A 15,738-nucleotide genomic window follows, 5' to 3' on the forward strand; every position below is an offset into this window, starting at 1 on the left:
TTATAAGTCAAATTATATGCATAAAGTTAAAAACATGGTGTTAGTCATAAAATAACTCATACTGGTTATTTTATGACCTTTAGTACCTCGTTTAACGTTTTACCTTTTAAAATTAATGCTACAATAACGTAAAAATCATTCTTGTGATTTTTGTAACTTTTTCCCGATGAATTTTGCTTTTTCTAACAGCCGGTCTATAATATTGATTACCGCTTCAAATATTACGTTGTTTGTTGGAGGATTCAAATGCTCACATTTCAAGAAGCACAACCCGCTGATCTTGACCAGATCATGACAATTGAAAATCAAGGCTTTAATCAAGACGAAGCCGCAACCAGACCAAGCATGGCCGAACGAATTAAGCGGATCAGTGATACGTTTATCGTTGCCAAGGAAGACAACCGTGTTTTAGGCTATGTCGTTGGCCCTGCTTCAGATGAACGCTATATCACCGATGATCTTTTCGAGCATCTTGAAGCTAATCAACAGACTGATCGGTATCAGACTATTCTCAGTTTGGCAGTTGAAGCTAAATTTCAAAAGCACGGACTGGCAGGTAATCTATTAACCAAACTTGCTGAAGTTGCCCGCTCACAAGGACGTGAAGCCATTACGTTGACCTGTCTTGAACGACTGGTCCCCTTTTATGAGCGTCATGGTTACGTCAATGAAGGCGTGTCTGAGTCAACACACGCTGGTGAGACGTGGTATAACTTAGTATTGACGCTGTAATATCAGTCGCTCACCCTCAGCTATTGCTGAACGGAACAGTAGTTGTATTTATTTTCATTAAATCAACCAACCAACTTGATTACAAAAAAGCTTCAGGACGATACCAACTACGGTAAAGTCCTGAAGCTTTTTGAGTCGTCTTAATAGCGACGATTGTAGAACCAGACGTAGTAGCGACCGTCGATCAAACTAATCTTCGTCACACTCGTATTTTCAGGTTCAGGCAACGTCATTACGTTGGTTGGATCAAGTGCGGCTAGGACCGCCGCCTTCACCGTGAAACCGTGAGTCACTGCAATAATCTTACCATTCGGCTGCCGAGTAGCGTACTCATTCATGAAAGTCCGCACTCGGTTAACAACATGTCCGAAAGACTCGCCATCCGTTGCTAAAGTTGTATAGCTCGGTAACACATCATGTAGAACTGGATCAAACACTTCGGGGTGGTCACGCTCCAATTCTGCGTTTTGGCGGCCATCCCAGCTGCCATAAGAAATTTCGAGTAGTCGATCATCGACTTCAACTGGCAACTGAGCGGTTTGGTTAACAATTGCAGCTGTTCGGCGTGTACGATCTAAGGGACTAACCACCACTTGATCAGCAAATCCAATGTCAAAATGATCGTGCAACTGTTGCGCCTGCTGTTCACCGGTTGGCGTCAGCTGCGTGATTTCTGAATTAATAGTGCCCTGTTTTAACCCCATGGCGTTAGCTTGTGTTTGGCCATGACGAATAAAGTAAAAATCAGTCATTATTTTCCTCGTCTTTCAAAGTCATTACTGCTCGCGTTTTAAAATTCGAGCACGGTAAACGGCGTCAATGGCACTGAGTTGATCAATAATTGCAGCATCCTGTTGTTGCAAATGGTTCACATCGATAATCGTGTAAGCCACGTCATTCTTGGCAGCGTTACTCATATTTTCGATGTTAATGTTCGCATTGGCCAAAATTGTAGCAATTTGGCCGACCATGTTAGGAATGTTTTTGTGCATGACCGTTATCCGGTATGGTGCGACAAATGGGACCTGTAAATTTGGCAAGTTCACACTGTTTAAAACGTTCCCGGTTTCCAAGAAGGTCATAATCGAGTCAGCACCCTGTACGGCACCATTTGTCTCAGCTTCTGCAGTGGACCCACCAATGTGCGGTGTGATCACAACATCATTCCGATTCAGAATTTCATCACTACCAAAGTCGGTAAAGTACGCCTCCGCTCGGCCATCATCCAGTGCCTTGATCATCTCGGTGTTATCAACAATACCACCCCGAGCAAAGTTAAAGACTTTGACGCCCGGCTTCATGGCTGCAAAAGCATCTGCATCGATCATGCCGGTCGTTTCAGCGTTTTTAGGCACGTGAACGGTCACATAATCGGCAACGGCTAACGCTTCATCCAGAGTCTTGGCACGCTTAATATCCGTCGAAATACGCCATGCGGCATCTGAAGATAGGTACGGATCATAAGCGACCACCTTCATGCCTAAATTGCTGGCAGCGTTAGCAACTAGTGAGCCCACATGGCCAACACCAATCACGGCTAACGTCTGGCCAAGCAGCTCTTGACCATTGAATTTTGTCTTATCACGTTCCGTACGTTTTGAAATGTCTGCACCACTATTATTAGCGGCATAATCAGCTGCCGCAAACAAATTTCGTGAAGCCGCAATTAAAACGGCAATCATTAACTCTTTCACTGCATTGGCATTACTACCTGGTGTCGTGAAAACAGCGGTCCCATTTGCTGTTGCTTTATCCAACGGAATGTTATTAAACCCGGCGCCACAACGGGCGATTACCTTCAACGTTTCAGGAAAATCATGCTCGTGTAAATCGACTGAGCGAATCAGGTAACCATCTGCATCATCCGTTTGATTGATCTGATAATCATCATTAAAGCGGTCTAAGCCGGTTTGTACAATCGCATTATAGGTTTTAATTTGATACATCCTATTACCTCCTAAAGGTTCTTTTCAAAGTGATAAAGTTCGTTTACTAACGCTTGAACGCCTTCAAATGGCATCGCGTTATACAAGCTGGCACGTAATCCACCAACGCTTCGGTGCCCCTTAAGGTTCATTAAGCCGTGGTCGGTCAAATCAGCCACCGCTGCATCATCCAACTTTGCGTCACCAGTCATAAACGGCACGTTTGTGAGTGACCGATCTGCTGGCTTTACAGGGTTATTGAAAACTTTAGAGTGGTCTAAAAAGTCGTACAGTAGACTAGCCTTTTTCTGATTACGTCGTTCAATTTCGTCGATACCACCAATTGACTTAAGCCATTTCAAAGTTAACCCAGTCGCGTAAATATTGAAGACTGGCGGTGTATTTGGCATCGAATTCTTCTTGGCAAACAAGCTGTAGTCAAAGACGCTTGGAATATGGTCAACTTCTTTGATCAGTGACTTCTTGACAATGACGATGGTGACGCCAGCCGGGCCCAAGTTCTTCTGCACACCGGCGAAAATCAAATCAAAGTCACTAACGTTATAGCGTTGCGCCATGATGTTAGATGACATATCGCCTACCAGCGGCACACCGCTGGTTTTAGGCAGTGCATGATAAGCAGTGCCTTCGATCGTGTTGTTCGTACAGATGTGCATGTAATCGTACGTATCAGCAGGAAGTGTCATGGTCAGCGCCGGTAATTTATCGTAATGGGTCCCTTTAGTTGTCGCCAAGGTGTCTACGGTAACCCCAAGTTTAGTGGCCTCGTCACCAGCCTTTGCTGCCCAGTGACCGCTATCAAGCAATGCGATTCGATGATGTGTTGTTGCCAGATTCAGTGGCACAGCCGCAAATTGGCCAGTCCCACCGCCTTGGAAAAAGAGTACCTCATAGTCATCTGGTATCGCCATCAAGTCGCGCAGATCCTGTTGAGCGGTGTTGATAATCTCATCAAACATGGCAGAACGATGAGAAATTTCTAGAATGCTCATGCCTGATCCCTGGAGTGAGGGAAGCTCTGTTTGAATTTGTTGAATCACTTCATCAGGTAAAGTTGCCGGACCAGCGGCGAAATTATAAACTGTCATCACGCATTCCTCCGAATAATTTATGGTATTAAAAAGCCCCCACAGCGTACACTGTGAGGGCGGTTCATTCAGTCGTTAGACGGCCTCACAGTTGAAAATAACTTTCATCTGTGATGACCTGTGGTGCATGTGAAAAGGGGTCTACACAGAAGATACTGCAGACCAGGAGGATGATGTAATTTGGTTAGTTAATAAGTTTGTCATGATGATATCCTCCTCTTTTCTTTAATTAAAATTTAACAGAACTTATTTTGAAAGTCAACGGGTATTTTCGGTCATCAATTGACACATACTTTCGTCGGCCAATTAATCCTGCGCCTCCGGCTCCCGGTTCTGGCCGTTTCCTGCTGTGGGGCCGGTCCGAGCCAAAGAGCTGTCTCGGGCCTCGAAGTTGAACCGTGCCAAAGCCCCTGCACGTTTCAACTTCGTCCCCGACTGGTTCCCAGTCGTTTCACTGCAGGAAACGGCCAGAACCGGGAACACTACGGCTTACATCATACCTACAACAATGGTCAAGTATCTGTGTTACGTTCAACAAGGCCTTAAATTGAAACTGTTGTAAGTTAATTGGCCTCTCAATAATTAAAACGCACGTGCAATCAATAAAATGCCTGTCAGTATTAAGAAACCGGCCACAAAGATCACCGCTGTAGCTGCACTGAACACCGGGTTAAATAGCATGATGATGCCTACGATAACCCCTAAGATTGTTCACACTTACCCGTATTCTTGTAATGGCATCAATGACCGCTAACTCAGCAACTGCCCTCCGAAGCTACTAGAAATCAGAAGACTTGCTCTCATAATCGGCTGAAAAATGCGTAAACAAAAAACCGCACCGCGTTATTGGGGAACAACGCAGTGCGGTTTCTCTGAAGCTGCAATGGTGCTGAAAGTCACGTTGGTGGAGTACAACTGAGCTTTCAAGGTCGCCGTTACATACAAATTGGTCGGGACGGATGGTTCGTCGCCACCGCCTCCCGAAGTTTTAGTGACACGCCCGCATCACACGCCCCCACGCATGAATGAGACATTGTCGTTCCGTTTCAGCCGAATCATTACTGTTAGACGGCTCTTGTTCACGGTTTGAGAGTTGTATTAAAATTCCCCCGATTAATATCAACGTTATATAGCCTTATCAGAAATATTAAGCCCGAGTACTTCAATACCCTTTCATTATCTCGGTTCATTGTACAAAATTCAATGGGTGTACTCTCCCAGTTTTTTCAATTTTTTTGAAAAAACTGACGATTTAACTTGGGCTGCAACTCTGATTTACGGGACAAACACGAGTATAATAAGGTATAATTTAGAGTAGGAATAATTCGTACTTTAAATGATTGGGATGGCTGATTTAGATGAACTACACTTTCTTATTAACTAAAAACGACTACATCTGCTACAGTATTCTATCGTTGTTTACTCAGCAGACTAATCTGGTGTTGAACAAGGATGCGTTAGCTCAAGAACTGTCCCTTACAACTTACCAACTCAACAAATACTTCGAAAGCATCAACACTGATTTAGCGCTGATTGCCGGTAAGACACCTTGCTATATTGATGAACCCAATAAGGGTCAGTGGCAGGCACATGGATTAAACACCTACTGCCTCCAAAAAGCAGCGTTGCTCTACCTCAATCGATCACCACTCTTCACCGCTTTGGAGTATCAATTCTTCTACGAAAACTTATACACCAAGAAGGAATACGTTGCCGCTAATTTCATGAGTAGCTCAGTATTTTATCGTTCCTTAGATTCACTCGAGGCGATTCTCAAAAAGCACGGCTTCTACCAAGCTAGCAGCTTGTATGCTGGCAAGGAATTTACGATTCGGCTACATCTATTCCAACTCTATTACACGATGTATAACAGTGTTTCGGATCCATTCGAAGCGCTGAACCCTTTGATCAATGACCTGATTGAAGCCATTCAAGCTGGCTTACCTGATCAACTGGATCCGACTCAAGAAACAAAGTTGTCAACTTTTTTGCGAATTTGGTTATTGCGCCAGTTAGATAAGCATCCAATCAGTCATCATCAGCGGCTGCAAGTTGAACCGGACGAGCGTAATCAAGCCATGCTGTCACGTTTACAAACGTTATTAGCTGATCAACTCACATTGAGCAATGATGAATTTAACTATCTTTACAGTTTTCTCATCGCCCAGGGTTATCTCGGCAGTGAACAGATGCATGCTTTATCTGCCGGGATTCCGGCTATTGACGAGTTAACGAACCAGTTTTTAACCGAAATTCGTTCTAGCAACGTCTTATTGGCAACCAATTTTGTTAATGACCAGTTGCTTGAAGATAGCTTGCTGAGCATTCACTTTCAGTTCACAACTTTTTACATTGAGCCAACAACGTTCATCAATCCTGAACAAGTGCAATTCTTTGCCGAACTTTATCCCGCCTTTGACGTTGCGGTTTCACACAATATCACGAAGCTCCAACGCCGGGAAGATCTACGTTTGACTCAGAAAATGGCTGTTAACTTGTACTTTAGTTACATGTTCGCCTTGATCAACTCGATTCCACCTGAACTGATGCGCGACCAGGTTCATATCTGCGTCGACTTCTCTCAAGGAACGCTTTACACCAATTATGTCATTCAATCACTGGACGCATTTAATCACGCCCACATCATTATCGATCCACACTTAACGCCGGAAACGGATATTTATATTTCTGATTTTCATTCACCGAAAGTCGATCGCACCCAAGTTATCTGGCAAGATCCGCCAACTCCGGTTGATTGGTCTAACTTGGCCGACTTAATCTTAGATACCAAACGGGACAAGTTACCACAACTTTTCCCAGAACAGAAAGGAAGTGACGTTGATGACACGCAATAATAAAACCCAAACCAAATGGCTCGCTGCCTGTTTATTCTCTGCCACCGTATTAGCTGGTTTACAGCTTCAGATGGCACCAGTATCAGCCAACACAATCACGACTACGGTCACAACAACTAATACCAATACGAATAATAACAATGGCGTGCTGTCTGGCATCGTTACGGGTTCATTTGCTCACAATCCTGGTGGTAGCACCACGACAACCTCATCAACGTCGTCTAACTCTGGCACCTCAACAGAGACTTCCGGTGCTGGTGTGACTTCTGCCGTCGCTTCTGGCGCAGCTAGTGGCTCATCCAGCACAGCCGTTTCATCAGAAACACAGTCATCAAGTGTTTCTGCATCCACTGACAACACCAGCTCAGCAACTACAAATTGGTTCTCTGGTGCTACCTCGGGGGTTAATGTCAGCGCTTCTTCAAGCACTCCTGCCACGACAAGTGATCTTGCTTCGGTTGTGACATCAACTAATGCCGATTCTTCAGCTCAAAGTGCTTTTGCAACTAGCAATGCATCTACCACCAGTAATGCCAGTTACCAGGCTTCGCTATCTGCTAGCTATGAAACTTCGAGCAGCAATACTAGTGCGATTTCCAGCTTAACCAGCAGCGAAGTGATGAGTAGTATTTTGTCTTCACTTAGTGCTGCCAGCAATAGTGCTACATCATCAATCATGTCAGATCAAAGCACTACGAGTAGTTTGGTTAGCAACGTTGCTTCAGCATCAAGCGAAGCGGAAGTTACCGCGACAACTGGCGAATTGATTATTCACCGAGTAAACGGTTTGACACAGCAAACATTGAGTAGCACTCAACTGACTGTTCCGGTTGGTCCTGTCACAGCTGATAGTGCGACCTACGTTTCACAATTAACTGGTTATGGTTATGTTGGTGATTTGGCAACCGAATTACCAACAACCTTTACGACTGGTGTCCAATCAGTCACTCTGACTTACATGCCACTTTCTGCCATTGTTGTGCGCTACGTGGATGCAACTGATCCAACTCACGTGCTTTGGACTTATACGCTGCCAACTAATTACGCGACGCTTGGTCAAACCTATCAAACAAACTATACTGACCTACCATTCAGCGGTTACCAATACGTCTATGCAACAAGTAACGCCACCGGAACAATTCGTCAGACTGTTCAATCTTTGACGAATGCTAACTCAGTGGTCGTGACTTACTATTACAAGCCAACCAGTTCAACAAGTCAGGTTGATACGTCGAGCTGGCAGTTGACGACTGCTACGACACAAGTCACCGGTAGTTCCGCGTACAGCATCGGTGTGTCACTCACGACTGATCAATCTACTTCTACGCTGATTGGCAGCATTGGCCCCGTTGTTTTAACGGGCAATTCTGCGACTGACGTGTCGAATCCAGCAACTACGACCGGAGAACTGAAAACAAACGCTGCAACTGACACCACAACGACAACCAGCGAGGCTGACTCAACTAATATTCACTTTGTAACATCACTTGGAACCGAAGTTGGTCAAACCACTGTAACGGGTCAAACTGGCACTCGTGTCAACGATGCGCTCAACCCGACACTGACTGATCTCCGTCAACAAGGTTACGTGGTCTTAAACAACGGCGTGTCACCGACCCAACACTTTGGTAATACTGAAACAGATTACACAGTCAAAGTGTCAAAGCCCGACACCAGCGCTAATCCGTTTAAGCGCCCAACCATGCCACTTGTCGCACAGTTAGGCAACGCCTCTACATCCGTTAGCGTTACTCATGATGTCACCAGCAACGAACTTGGACAGTCGCCTGCAGCTGCTTTAAATAACCTTTCGGCTTCTGGTCAAAACGCGACCCGATCAACCACGTCAACAGATCAGCCGACTAATTCAACGCAAACAAACCAACCTGCTAGTGCTCAATCTACTAATCAGCAAAGTAACAGTAATAACAGCACGAATCACGCTACAAACTCAAACAACAACACGACTAACGCTGCGCAACAACAGCAAAATATCGCCAAGAAAGCGACGACCAAGACGGCACTCGACAACCAACAAAGTGAACAAATTCACCGAGACGCGGTTGCTAACGATGGTCAGTCACACGGTTCTGGTAGCGCAATTGGTGGCGGTGGCAGTAACCCTGTCACTGGCTTGGCAGCCTACTTTATTAGTCTGAACGGCAAAATTAACTTAGGTGCGCGAAATTAGCGATTTTTAATCGCTTTTTTGGCGACTTCTCGAATCCAAATCTGAATCCCTTCTCAAGGAACAATATTTATATCAATCTACTGAGGTAGAAACGTCACAAACAGACAAACGTGTATCTAACTATTGGGTCCACCGATATTTAGTCTTTTACTGAACATCTGCAATCAGTGATAATATACCGTAAGTCTTCGCTTGCTAGATGTAAACCAAAAACACATCAATGTTTTCAACTCCAACGGCCCCCCGTTAGCTGAAAACATTGATGTGTTTTTGGTTAAATACTTTCTTATGCGTTAACCCGCTTTTCTTCGCGTGCCAACAATGGTCCAAGGTATTGATCAACCGCTTTCTCACGCGCTTCAACTGCATCGTCAAATCTCACAAAACTGTGATTTAAAACGAGCGTCCCTCTAACCATCAAGCGCGCAACCCAGTGCTTCGAACGCGTATCAAAGGAAACGCCAGCAACGCCAGAATGGTTATTCTTACGTCGGTTGAGCACTGAAATTAGGCTGGTGCCTTCGACTTGTCGTAGGTTACTCACGTTACCACGGTGGGCTAATAACTTGTTATTAGTCTGCATGACTTCGCGACCACGATCACGTCTCAAACATCCACAACTCTTCGTGCTCCCACTACGTAGCAGGTAACCATCGACAACAACCTCTTTGCCGCAATCACAGTGGCAACGCCACATTGCGTTACCGTTCTTGTTTTTACCAGCAAAGCCAACTACCGTTAGTCGGGAAAAACGTTTATTTGTTAAGTCTATTCGTCTCATCGTTAATCGCTCCTATCATCGTTGTGCTGACGCTGATTGCGTCGCCCGTTGTGTTTGTTTTCTAGCCGTCTTCTTTTGTCGAGGATGACGGGTTCGATAAGCATCAAGTTCAAACAATCCGAGTAAGCTGAGTAGTAGTCCTAAACCAATAAATACGGCTTCAGTTAGGTCGTCGGTGTTTTGAGTCAGGTTCGTCGTTGCAGCCTGAACAGTTGTTGGTAATTGCGTGATGCCAAAACTAAATGCTGCACCTAACGATACCCAAACATAGCCGACTTTAGACCTTAATCGTGTCGTCTGCATAGTCACTCAGCCCCCTCCAAAGATTGTTTGATGCGCTTTTCTTTACACTCTTTATATTACGCTGAAACCCTTTAAAATCAACGGTTTTCGGCCGGTTACGTCTCCCACTTTTTTTGAAAAAATTAAAAAAAATGGGAGACCAAGCGTGGAGAACTTTGGTTAATGCCGTAATAGCCATGTTTCTCCCGTGATGGTGTTTTTGTATACGCCTTACTTCGACCATTCGAGACAAAAAACGACCCAACACTATGATAGCCGTTGAGTCGTTTTATAATGCCTTGATTAATCTGCTAATATCACCGCCAACTTACCGCGGCTGATATCCGTTTTACTAAGCGGGTTCGCCCAAATATTGGCCGATGTCACGTCATCATAATGATAAATATCCGAGAACCCAATGCCCGCATACATTAAATCAGCAGGATTCTTAGAGTGTGACAGCCCTAAGCTATGACCAAATTCATGCGCCAAAATCCGTGAATACTCAACTTGACGTGCTACATCAGTGGTAGTGTCATCAATTGAACTCTTCACTAAATCGATTTGATTGCCATTTTGACGAGCATAATTTAGCTTCATATATTTATTGATATCTAGCCATTCATGATTAAAGAACGGCTGTGAAACCTCTACAGACTGGCTGGTAGGCCGCCACCAAGCAATCTGCTCACCATCACCGGCACTACTAGCAGAAGTCAGTTTAATTGTCAGTGTGTGGTGTTTTTTGGTTCCCGTTACAAAAACGGTTTGGCCAAGCTGACTGTTCCAATCTCTCATGGCAACCTTAATTGACTTCGTTAGCCCTTTTGTACGAGTCTGATCGTACACCCAAATTTTGGTGTGATTATCAAAAGCGGTCTGATAGCCCTGATCAATCCCGTACGTCGCCATCAACTCATCTTCGTGTAGTTGATAGTAACTCGCAGTGTGCGCTAGAACACGCTTGGTAGGAGTCGGTGTCCGCTTGCTTTTGGCGGCCGCTGTCGTAGGACCAGCGACAGCCGTAACTGCTAAAACCGTTGTGAGTAAAATCATCCAGCGACGCATAATCATCCCTCCATTTCGATGTCATCAGTGTGTCCTTCACCAGAGTTAATCAGTCGGCCTCATCAATAATTGGAAGTGTCTGAGTCAAAAAAGTTGCGATATCCGTAGCTAATTGACGCCCAGCTGGACTGTATGTCATCACGTGGGGCGCATCTGGATAGCTGTGATAGGTAACGGGTGCACTTGGTGCCAAGTAGTCAGCCAACTGACGGCCAATCGTTCGATCCAAAAGTTCGTCGGCCTCAGCCTGGGCAATAAAGACGGGCTTGGTTAACCCGTTGATTGCATCATGCACAGGGATCGTATATTCAGAAATCGCCGTTAGCATCTCACTGATGTGGTGCGTCAAAAAAGCCATTTTCGGTTCAATCTCGTTTTGGGGTAACTTCAACTTCTGATACCAAGCCAGACATTCCTGCAAAAAGCGGTCAGCAACGCGACTCTTATCCACTGGAAACAGTGGTGTATCAATCGTGCCGCCCGCCACAACCTCATCAAACTTGGCCAGTGCCTTCATTGCGAATAATCCACCAAGTGATTCGCCAAAAATAGCGATTTGATGGTGACCATCAACTTCAAGCTGGTGAATGGCCGCAATGGTATCCTGCCACCATTGTTCCGGTCGTCCTTGCATAAAAATCTGCTTAGGGTCTGCGGTCCCATGACCGGTAAACATCGGTCCCATCACGGTATAGCCTTGCTTTTGCAGACTTCTACCGAGCACTCGAACATCGGTCGGGGTGCCAGAGAAAGTGTGTAATAAAATAACAGCGGGTTGGCCGCCCTTAAAATAAAATGGTTCTGGAAGTGCCATGCGCCTCACCACCTTTCAAAAATTGATATCGTTTTCACCTTCTATTTTACACTAAAATCAGTGAAAAAGAAGCTGGTGTGCACTTGAAATCGATGGGCTTAATCCGAGTTTTCCCGTCTTATTGACGCTAAGATTAATAGCGTGCGGGCCCGTTACATCAGAGATTAATTCAGTTTTAAAATTTAAATTACAATTAACTTAGTATCATAATCTGTAATAGCCATTGTGCGATCTATATTCAGCCGGAGGTAGGCTGTCAGGGTCGTGACCTGCAGCGGAACGACTGGACACAGTCGGGGACGAATTGAAGACATACAACGGGCTTTGGTATGTCTTCAATTCGAGGCTCGAGACCGATTTTTGGCTCGAACCGGCCCCACAGCAGGTCACGACCTTGACGGACTACTGTAGGCGACATCATATCCAAACATTTCTAATGATACAGAAAAGCGATGACTCTCATTTAAAGAATCATCGCTTTTTAATTCAATTTAAAATAATTTCGGTCATAAACCTAGCTTCGTATTAAGCCAACACCTGATGCCGACTAACACCACCGTTGGCAATGGTCAAAACATCATCCAACGCAATCTCAACCATGTTTGCCACCGCTGCATCCGAATAAAAGCCGATGTGGGGACTCACACTCACATTTGGCATCGTCAGTAGTTTAGCTAACGGCGCGTTATCCAGTGGTCGATCGGACCAATCTTGGCTGAAAATCTGGCTGTCGCCTTCAATGGTGTCAATGCCCGCGCCAGCAATTTCGCCATTTTCTAACGCCGCTACCAAGTCCGTGGCCACAACAACTGGACCGCGAGAAGCGTTAATGAAAAAGGCGGATGGCTTCATCATTTTGAAAACTTTGGCGTCGATCATGTGGGTCGTCTCAGCCGTTAACGGTGTGTGCATCGTAACAATATCAGCGGTTTTGTAGACTGTTTCGTGATCCACGTAGGTCAGTGTATCGCCCAATTCTGGTCGGTGAATCGGATCGGCAGCAATGACCGTTGATCCCAGTGCCTTGAAAATTCTAGCGACCGCACTGCCAATTTTACCAGCACCAATGATGCCAATGGTCAGATTATGAATTTCGTTGGCCTCCAAACCGCCCCAAGTAAAATCGTGATTGGTCTCACGCGCTTGGGTGATACCAAGATGGCGAACAAGTCGCATCACGTGAGCCAGTACGAGCTCACTGACCGAGCGAGGTGAATAAGCCGGCACATTAGTTACGACCAAGTGATTCTTAGCAGCTAGGGCCAAATCAATGATTTCATAGCCCGTAATGCGTAGCGTGATTTGTTTAATGCCAAACGCGTGGAGCTGTTCGTAAATGGTCGGTGCTTCGACTGGAATATGTTGCTGAATCACAATACCGTCATAACCATTAGCCAGTTGAACCGTTTTCTCGGTCAATGGCACATCATTCGTGTCGACCTGAACATCTGGATGCAGACTCATCCAGTGTTTCACGGCAACCTTTTCATCTTCACGTGCATGATATAACAAGAATTTCAAAATTCTGCCTTCCTTCACTCTCTAGTGGGCCTGTGCGAACGCTTGAATGCGTGCAACGGCCTTTTCTAAATCTTCTGTGCTTGCGGCGTAACTTAACCGAACGTACCCTTCACCACCGGGGCCAAATGAAGCACCTGGAATCACGGCAACTTTTGCTTCCTTAGCTAATTCGTAACAAAAGGCAACACTGTCTTGATTCAAATTAGCTGGAATCTTCGCGAATAAGTAGAAGGCCCCCTTTGGACTAGCACATTCAAAACCAGCCTTTTGTAACCCAGCAAGTAATAGGTCGCGACGTTGTTGGTAAATCTTACGCATGGCCACGCCATCATCCGGACCATTTTTGAAGGCTTCTTCCGCTGCGGCCTGTGCGTTAGCGGTGGCTGATGTAATCGCGAATTGATGGACTTTTGCGATTTCAGCAATCACGTCCACCGGTCCACAGATGAGGCCAATTCGCCAGCCGGTCATGGCATGTGACTTGGAAACGCCGTTCAACAATACCGTTTGTTCTGGTAGGATACTGCCCATCGAGACGTGGGTCTCGCCATAAGTCAGTTCGGAATAAATTTCGTCACTCAAAACAAAGATATCATACTGCTTTAAAACGGCAGCTAGTTTTTCGAGATCTTCTCGACTGTAAGTGACACCAGTTGGGTTACTTGGGAAGTTTAGCACCACGGCTTTTACAGTGTCGCGGTTGGCTTCGATTGCCGCCTGTAATTTTTCGGGTGACAAGACGAACCCGTTATCAGACGTATCAACGAAAATTGGCTTAGCGCCATTTAAGATCGACACTGGGATGTATTGTGGGAAGATTGGCGTTGGAATAATCACTGAATCGCCAGGATTTAAGATTGCGGTTAACGAACTAAAAATACCTTCCGTAGCACCCGTCGTCACTAAGATTTGCGATTCTGGATCATAGTTTAAATCGTACTTGTTTTTTAAAAAGTCGGCGGCCGCTTGACGTAACCCCGCCGTCCCACGTGAGTCCGTGTAGTGACTCTCGTTATTTTCAATACTTTGAATCGCTGCTTGCTTCACGTGATCCGGTGTGTTGAAATCCGGTTCGCCCAGGGTAAGCTTCACAATATCTGGTATCGTCGAGATTTCTTGATTGAACTTTAAAATTGATGATGGTTGAATCTGACTTAACTCATGCTTCATACTTTCTGATAAACGGCTCATGGCACACACTCCTTAAAATTTAAAAGACCCGCACAGTTTAAACTGCACGGGTCCATGATTTTCATGGTTTTAGCCCACGCAGTCGTTCACTGATCTGCGTGGTCGGTTAGCATTCATGACAAAATGCTTCTGGCTCTTCACAGATCAGCTCTGGAAAAACCAAAAGTAAAATCGACTATTCAATTGAGAAATGGCATTCACGTTCATTTTAGTTACCTCTCAGAATAGATGATAGTTTTATCATAGCATTTTAATTTTGTTTGTCAAAGTCGATTTGCATAACTATAAAAAAGCCACTTCCTACAAACCGTGCAGGAAGTGGCTTTAACGACTCAATTAATCATACTTTATTCAGCTTGAACGTAGGCCTTATTAGCGGTGATATACGACCCATCCGAAAGTTGGATTCGGTAAGTCCCGCCGCTAGATTTAGCAATGGTCTTGGCCGTCAACGTGGTGTTGTACTTCACACCGGCAATCTTGCCAGTCAGGTTAGCCGTCTTATAACGGTTGATTCCACGAGTTGCCCGAATCTTCTGGCCGGCTTTCACACTGCTCATGTAAGTAGCCTTGGTCGACTTGGTCCAGTTGGCAACCGTGCTGCTGTTTTGAATCTTGCTCAAATCAACGTGGCCGCTAATACCGGAGAGTGAACCGGTACTGGTATATTGCCACAACGCAGCGGTGTACTTCGGCTTCGCTGATGAATACTTAGCTAACCAGGCACCATCAAACTTAGAGTAGTTGATTTTGTGTGAGGTGACGAAACTTTCATATGTGTAGTAAACCAATGGCTTGTTGGTCAGGCTACGCATCGTCTTTAACCACGCGTTGACGTAGGTCTGTTCGGAACTCTTCACACCAGATTTACGCTTCTCATTATCCAACACCAGGAACTTAGCCTTAGTACTTGAAAGTGCGTAGAATTGACGGGCATCCTTCTGGGCATCAGCCACACTGTCAAATTCCGCATAATCATATTGACCAAATGGTACACCGTACTTAGCAGCGCCATTAGCGTTCACATTCCGTTTTGTATCAATTCGATAATCTGAATCGCCTGCGTTACCGTGCTTCACACGAATAATGGTCATCTTCAGGTCCTTTGAAGCCTTTGACCAATTAATGTTACCCTGATACTGCGATACATCGGCAACCTTAGTCTTAGCAGCAAACGCCGTTGTGCTGATTGCCAGTACACTCGCTAATGCTAATGAACCCGCGAAAACTTTCTTAAATAGTTGAGTTGATTTCATATGTTACTCCCCT

Annotated in this window: 14 protein-coding genes; 3 read left to right on the plus strand and 11 right to left on the minus strand. The window is 45.2% G+C overall.

All coding sequences use genetic code 11. The features are described from left to right. Positions 1 to 246 precede the first annotated feature (246 nt). The gene (locus FD04_RS00695) at positions 247 to 732 is read left to right on the plus strand and encodes a GNAT family N-acetyltransferase (RefSeq protein WP_056946316.1); all 486 of its coding nucleotides are present in this window, start codon (positions 247 to 249) and stop codon (positions 730 to 732) included. A 140-nt stretch (positions 733 to 872) separates the two neighbouring features. On the opposite strand, the gene FD04_RS00700 is transcribed toward FD04_RS00695, so the two are convergent. The 4 genes from FD04_RS00700 to FD04_RS12920 form a co-directional block, all read right to left on the minus strand. Then, a complete protein-coding gene (locus tag FD04_RS00700) occupies positions 873 to 1,484 on the minus strand; it encodes a histidine phosphatase family protein (RefSeq protein ID WP_054702581.1) in 612 nt (203 codons plus the stop codon). Positions 1,485 to 1,508: 24 nt separating this feature from the next. Next, the gene (locus FD04_RS00705; RefSeq protein WP_056946318.1) at positions 1,509 to 2,678 is read right to left on the minus strand and encodes a phosphoglycerate dehydrogenase; all 1,170 of its coding nucleotides are present in this window, start codon (positions 2,676 to 2,678) and stop codon (positions 1,509 to 1,511) included. Positions 2,679 to 2,689: 11 nt separating this feature from the next. Then, positions 2,690 to 3,766, minus strand: coding sequence for a 3-phosphoserine/phosphohydroxythreonine transaminase (gene serC, locus FD04_RS00710; RefSeq protein WP_054702578.1), 1,077 nt, complete (start codon positions 3,764 to 3,766; stop codon positions 2,690 to 2,692). Positions 3,767 to 4,348: 582 nt separating this feature from the next. Then, the gene (locus tag FD04_RS12920) at positions 4,349 to 4,474 is read right to left on the minus strand and encodes a DUF308 domain-containing protein (RefSeq protein WP_420806507.1); all 126 of its coding nucleotides are present in this window, start codon (positions 4,472 to 4,474) and stop codon (positions 4,349 to 4,351) included. 650 nt (positions 4,475 to 5,124) lie between these two features. Between FD04_RS12920 and FD04_RS00715 the strand changes: the two genes are divergently transcribed. Next, positions 5,125 to 6,621, plus strand: coding sequence for a BglG family transcription antiterminator (locus tag FD04_RS00715; protein WP_056946320.1), 1,497 nt, complete (start codon positions 5,125 to 5,127; stop codon positions 6,619 to 6,621). Continuing rightward, positions 6,608 to 8,812 carry a hypothetical protein gene (locus tag FD04_RS00720; protein ID WP_054702718.1) on the plus strand — a complete coding sequence of 735 codons (2,205 nt, stop codon included), beginning with the start codon at positions 6,608 to 6,610 and terminating at the stop codon, positions 8,810 to 8,812. The genes FD04_RS00715 and FD04_RS00720 overlap by 14 nt, the downstream gene beginning before the upstream one ends. Before the next feature lie 286 nt (positions 8,813 to 9,098). On the opposite strand, the gene FD04_RS00725 is transcribed toward FD04_RS00720, so the two are convergent. From FD04_RS00725 to FD04_RS00755, 7 genes are all read right to left on the minus strand, one after another. After that, positions 9,099 to 9,593 carry a hypothetical protein gene (locus FD04_RS00725; protein ID WP_054702715.1) on the minus strand — a complete coding sequence of 165 codons (495 nt, stop codon included), beginning with the start codon at positions 9,591 to 9,593 and terminating at the stop codon, positions 9,099 to 9,101. Positions 9,594 to 9,608: 15 nt separating this feature from the next. Next, entirely contained in the window at positions 9,609 to 9,896 is a 288-nt protein-coding gene (locus tag FD04_RS00730) for a hypothetical protein (protein ID WP_056946323.1), read from the minus strand. A 282-nt stretch (positions 9,897 to 10,178) separates the two neighbouring features. Continuing rightward, positions 10,179 to 10,943 carry a matrixin family metalloprotease gene (locus FD04_RS00735; RefSeq protein WP_056946328.1) on the minus strand — a complete coding sequence of 255 codons (765 nt, stop codon included), beginning with the start codon at positions 10,941 to 10,943 and terminating at the stop codon, positions 10,179 to 10,181. Between the two features lie 49 nt (positions 10,944 to 10,992). Next, the gene (locus tag FD04_RS00740; RefSeq protein WP_056946330.1) at positions 10,993 to 11,757 is read right to left on the minus strand and encodes an alpha/beta hydrolase; all 765 of its coding nucleotides are present in this window, start codon (positions 11,755 to 11,757) and stop codon (positions 10,993 to 10,995) included. 525 nt (positions 11,758 to 12,282) lie between these two features. After that, complete coding sequence (locus FD04_RS00745) at positions 12,283 to 13,281, minus strand: D-2-hydroxyacid dehydrogenase (protein ID WP_191981741.1); 999 nt, start codon at positions 13,279 to 13,281, stop codon at positions 12,283 to 12,285. A gap of 18 nt (positions 13,282 to 13,299) precedes the next feature. Continuing rightward, positions 13,300 to 14,469 carry an aminotransferase class I/II-fold pyridoxal phosphate-dependent enzyme gene (locus FD04_RS00750; RefSeq protein ID WP_056946333.1) on the minus strand — a complete coding sequence of 390 codons (1,170 nt, stop codon included), beginning with the start codon at positions 14,467 to 14,469 and terminating at the stop codon, positions 13,300 to 13,302. Positions 14,470 to 14,816: 347 nt separating this feature from the next. Then, positions 14,817 to 15,725 carry a GH25 family lysozyme gene (locus tag FD04_RS00755; RefSeq protein WP_054702697.1) on the minus strand — a complete coding sequence of 303 codons (909 nt, stop codon included), beginning with the start codon at positions 15,723 to 15,725 and terminating at the stop codon, positions 14,817 to 14,819. Positions 15,726 to 15,738 lie beyond the last annotated feature (13 nt).

The organism is Secundilactobacillus odoratitofui DSM 19909 = JCM 15043 (assembly GCF_001434895.1).
In the GTDB taxonomy this organism is placed as follows: Bacteria; Bacillota; Bacilli; order Lactobacillales; family Lactobacillaceae; genus Secundilactobacillus; species Secundilactobacillus odoratitofui.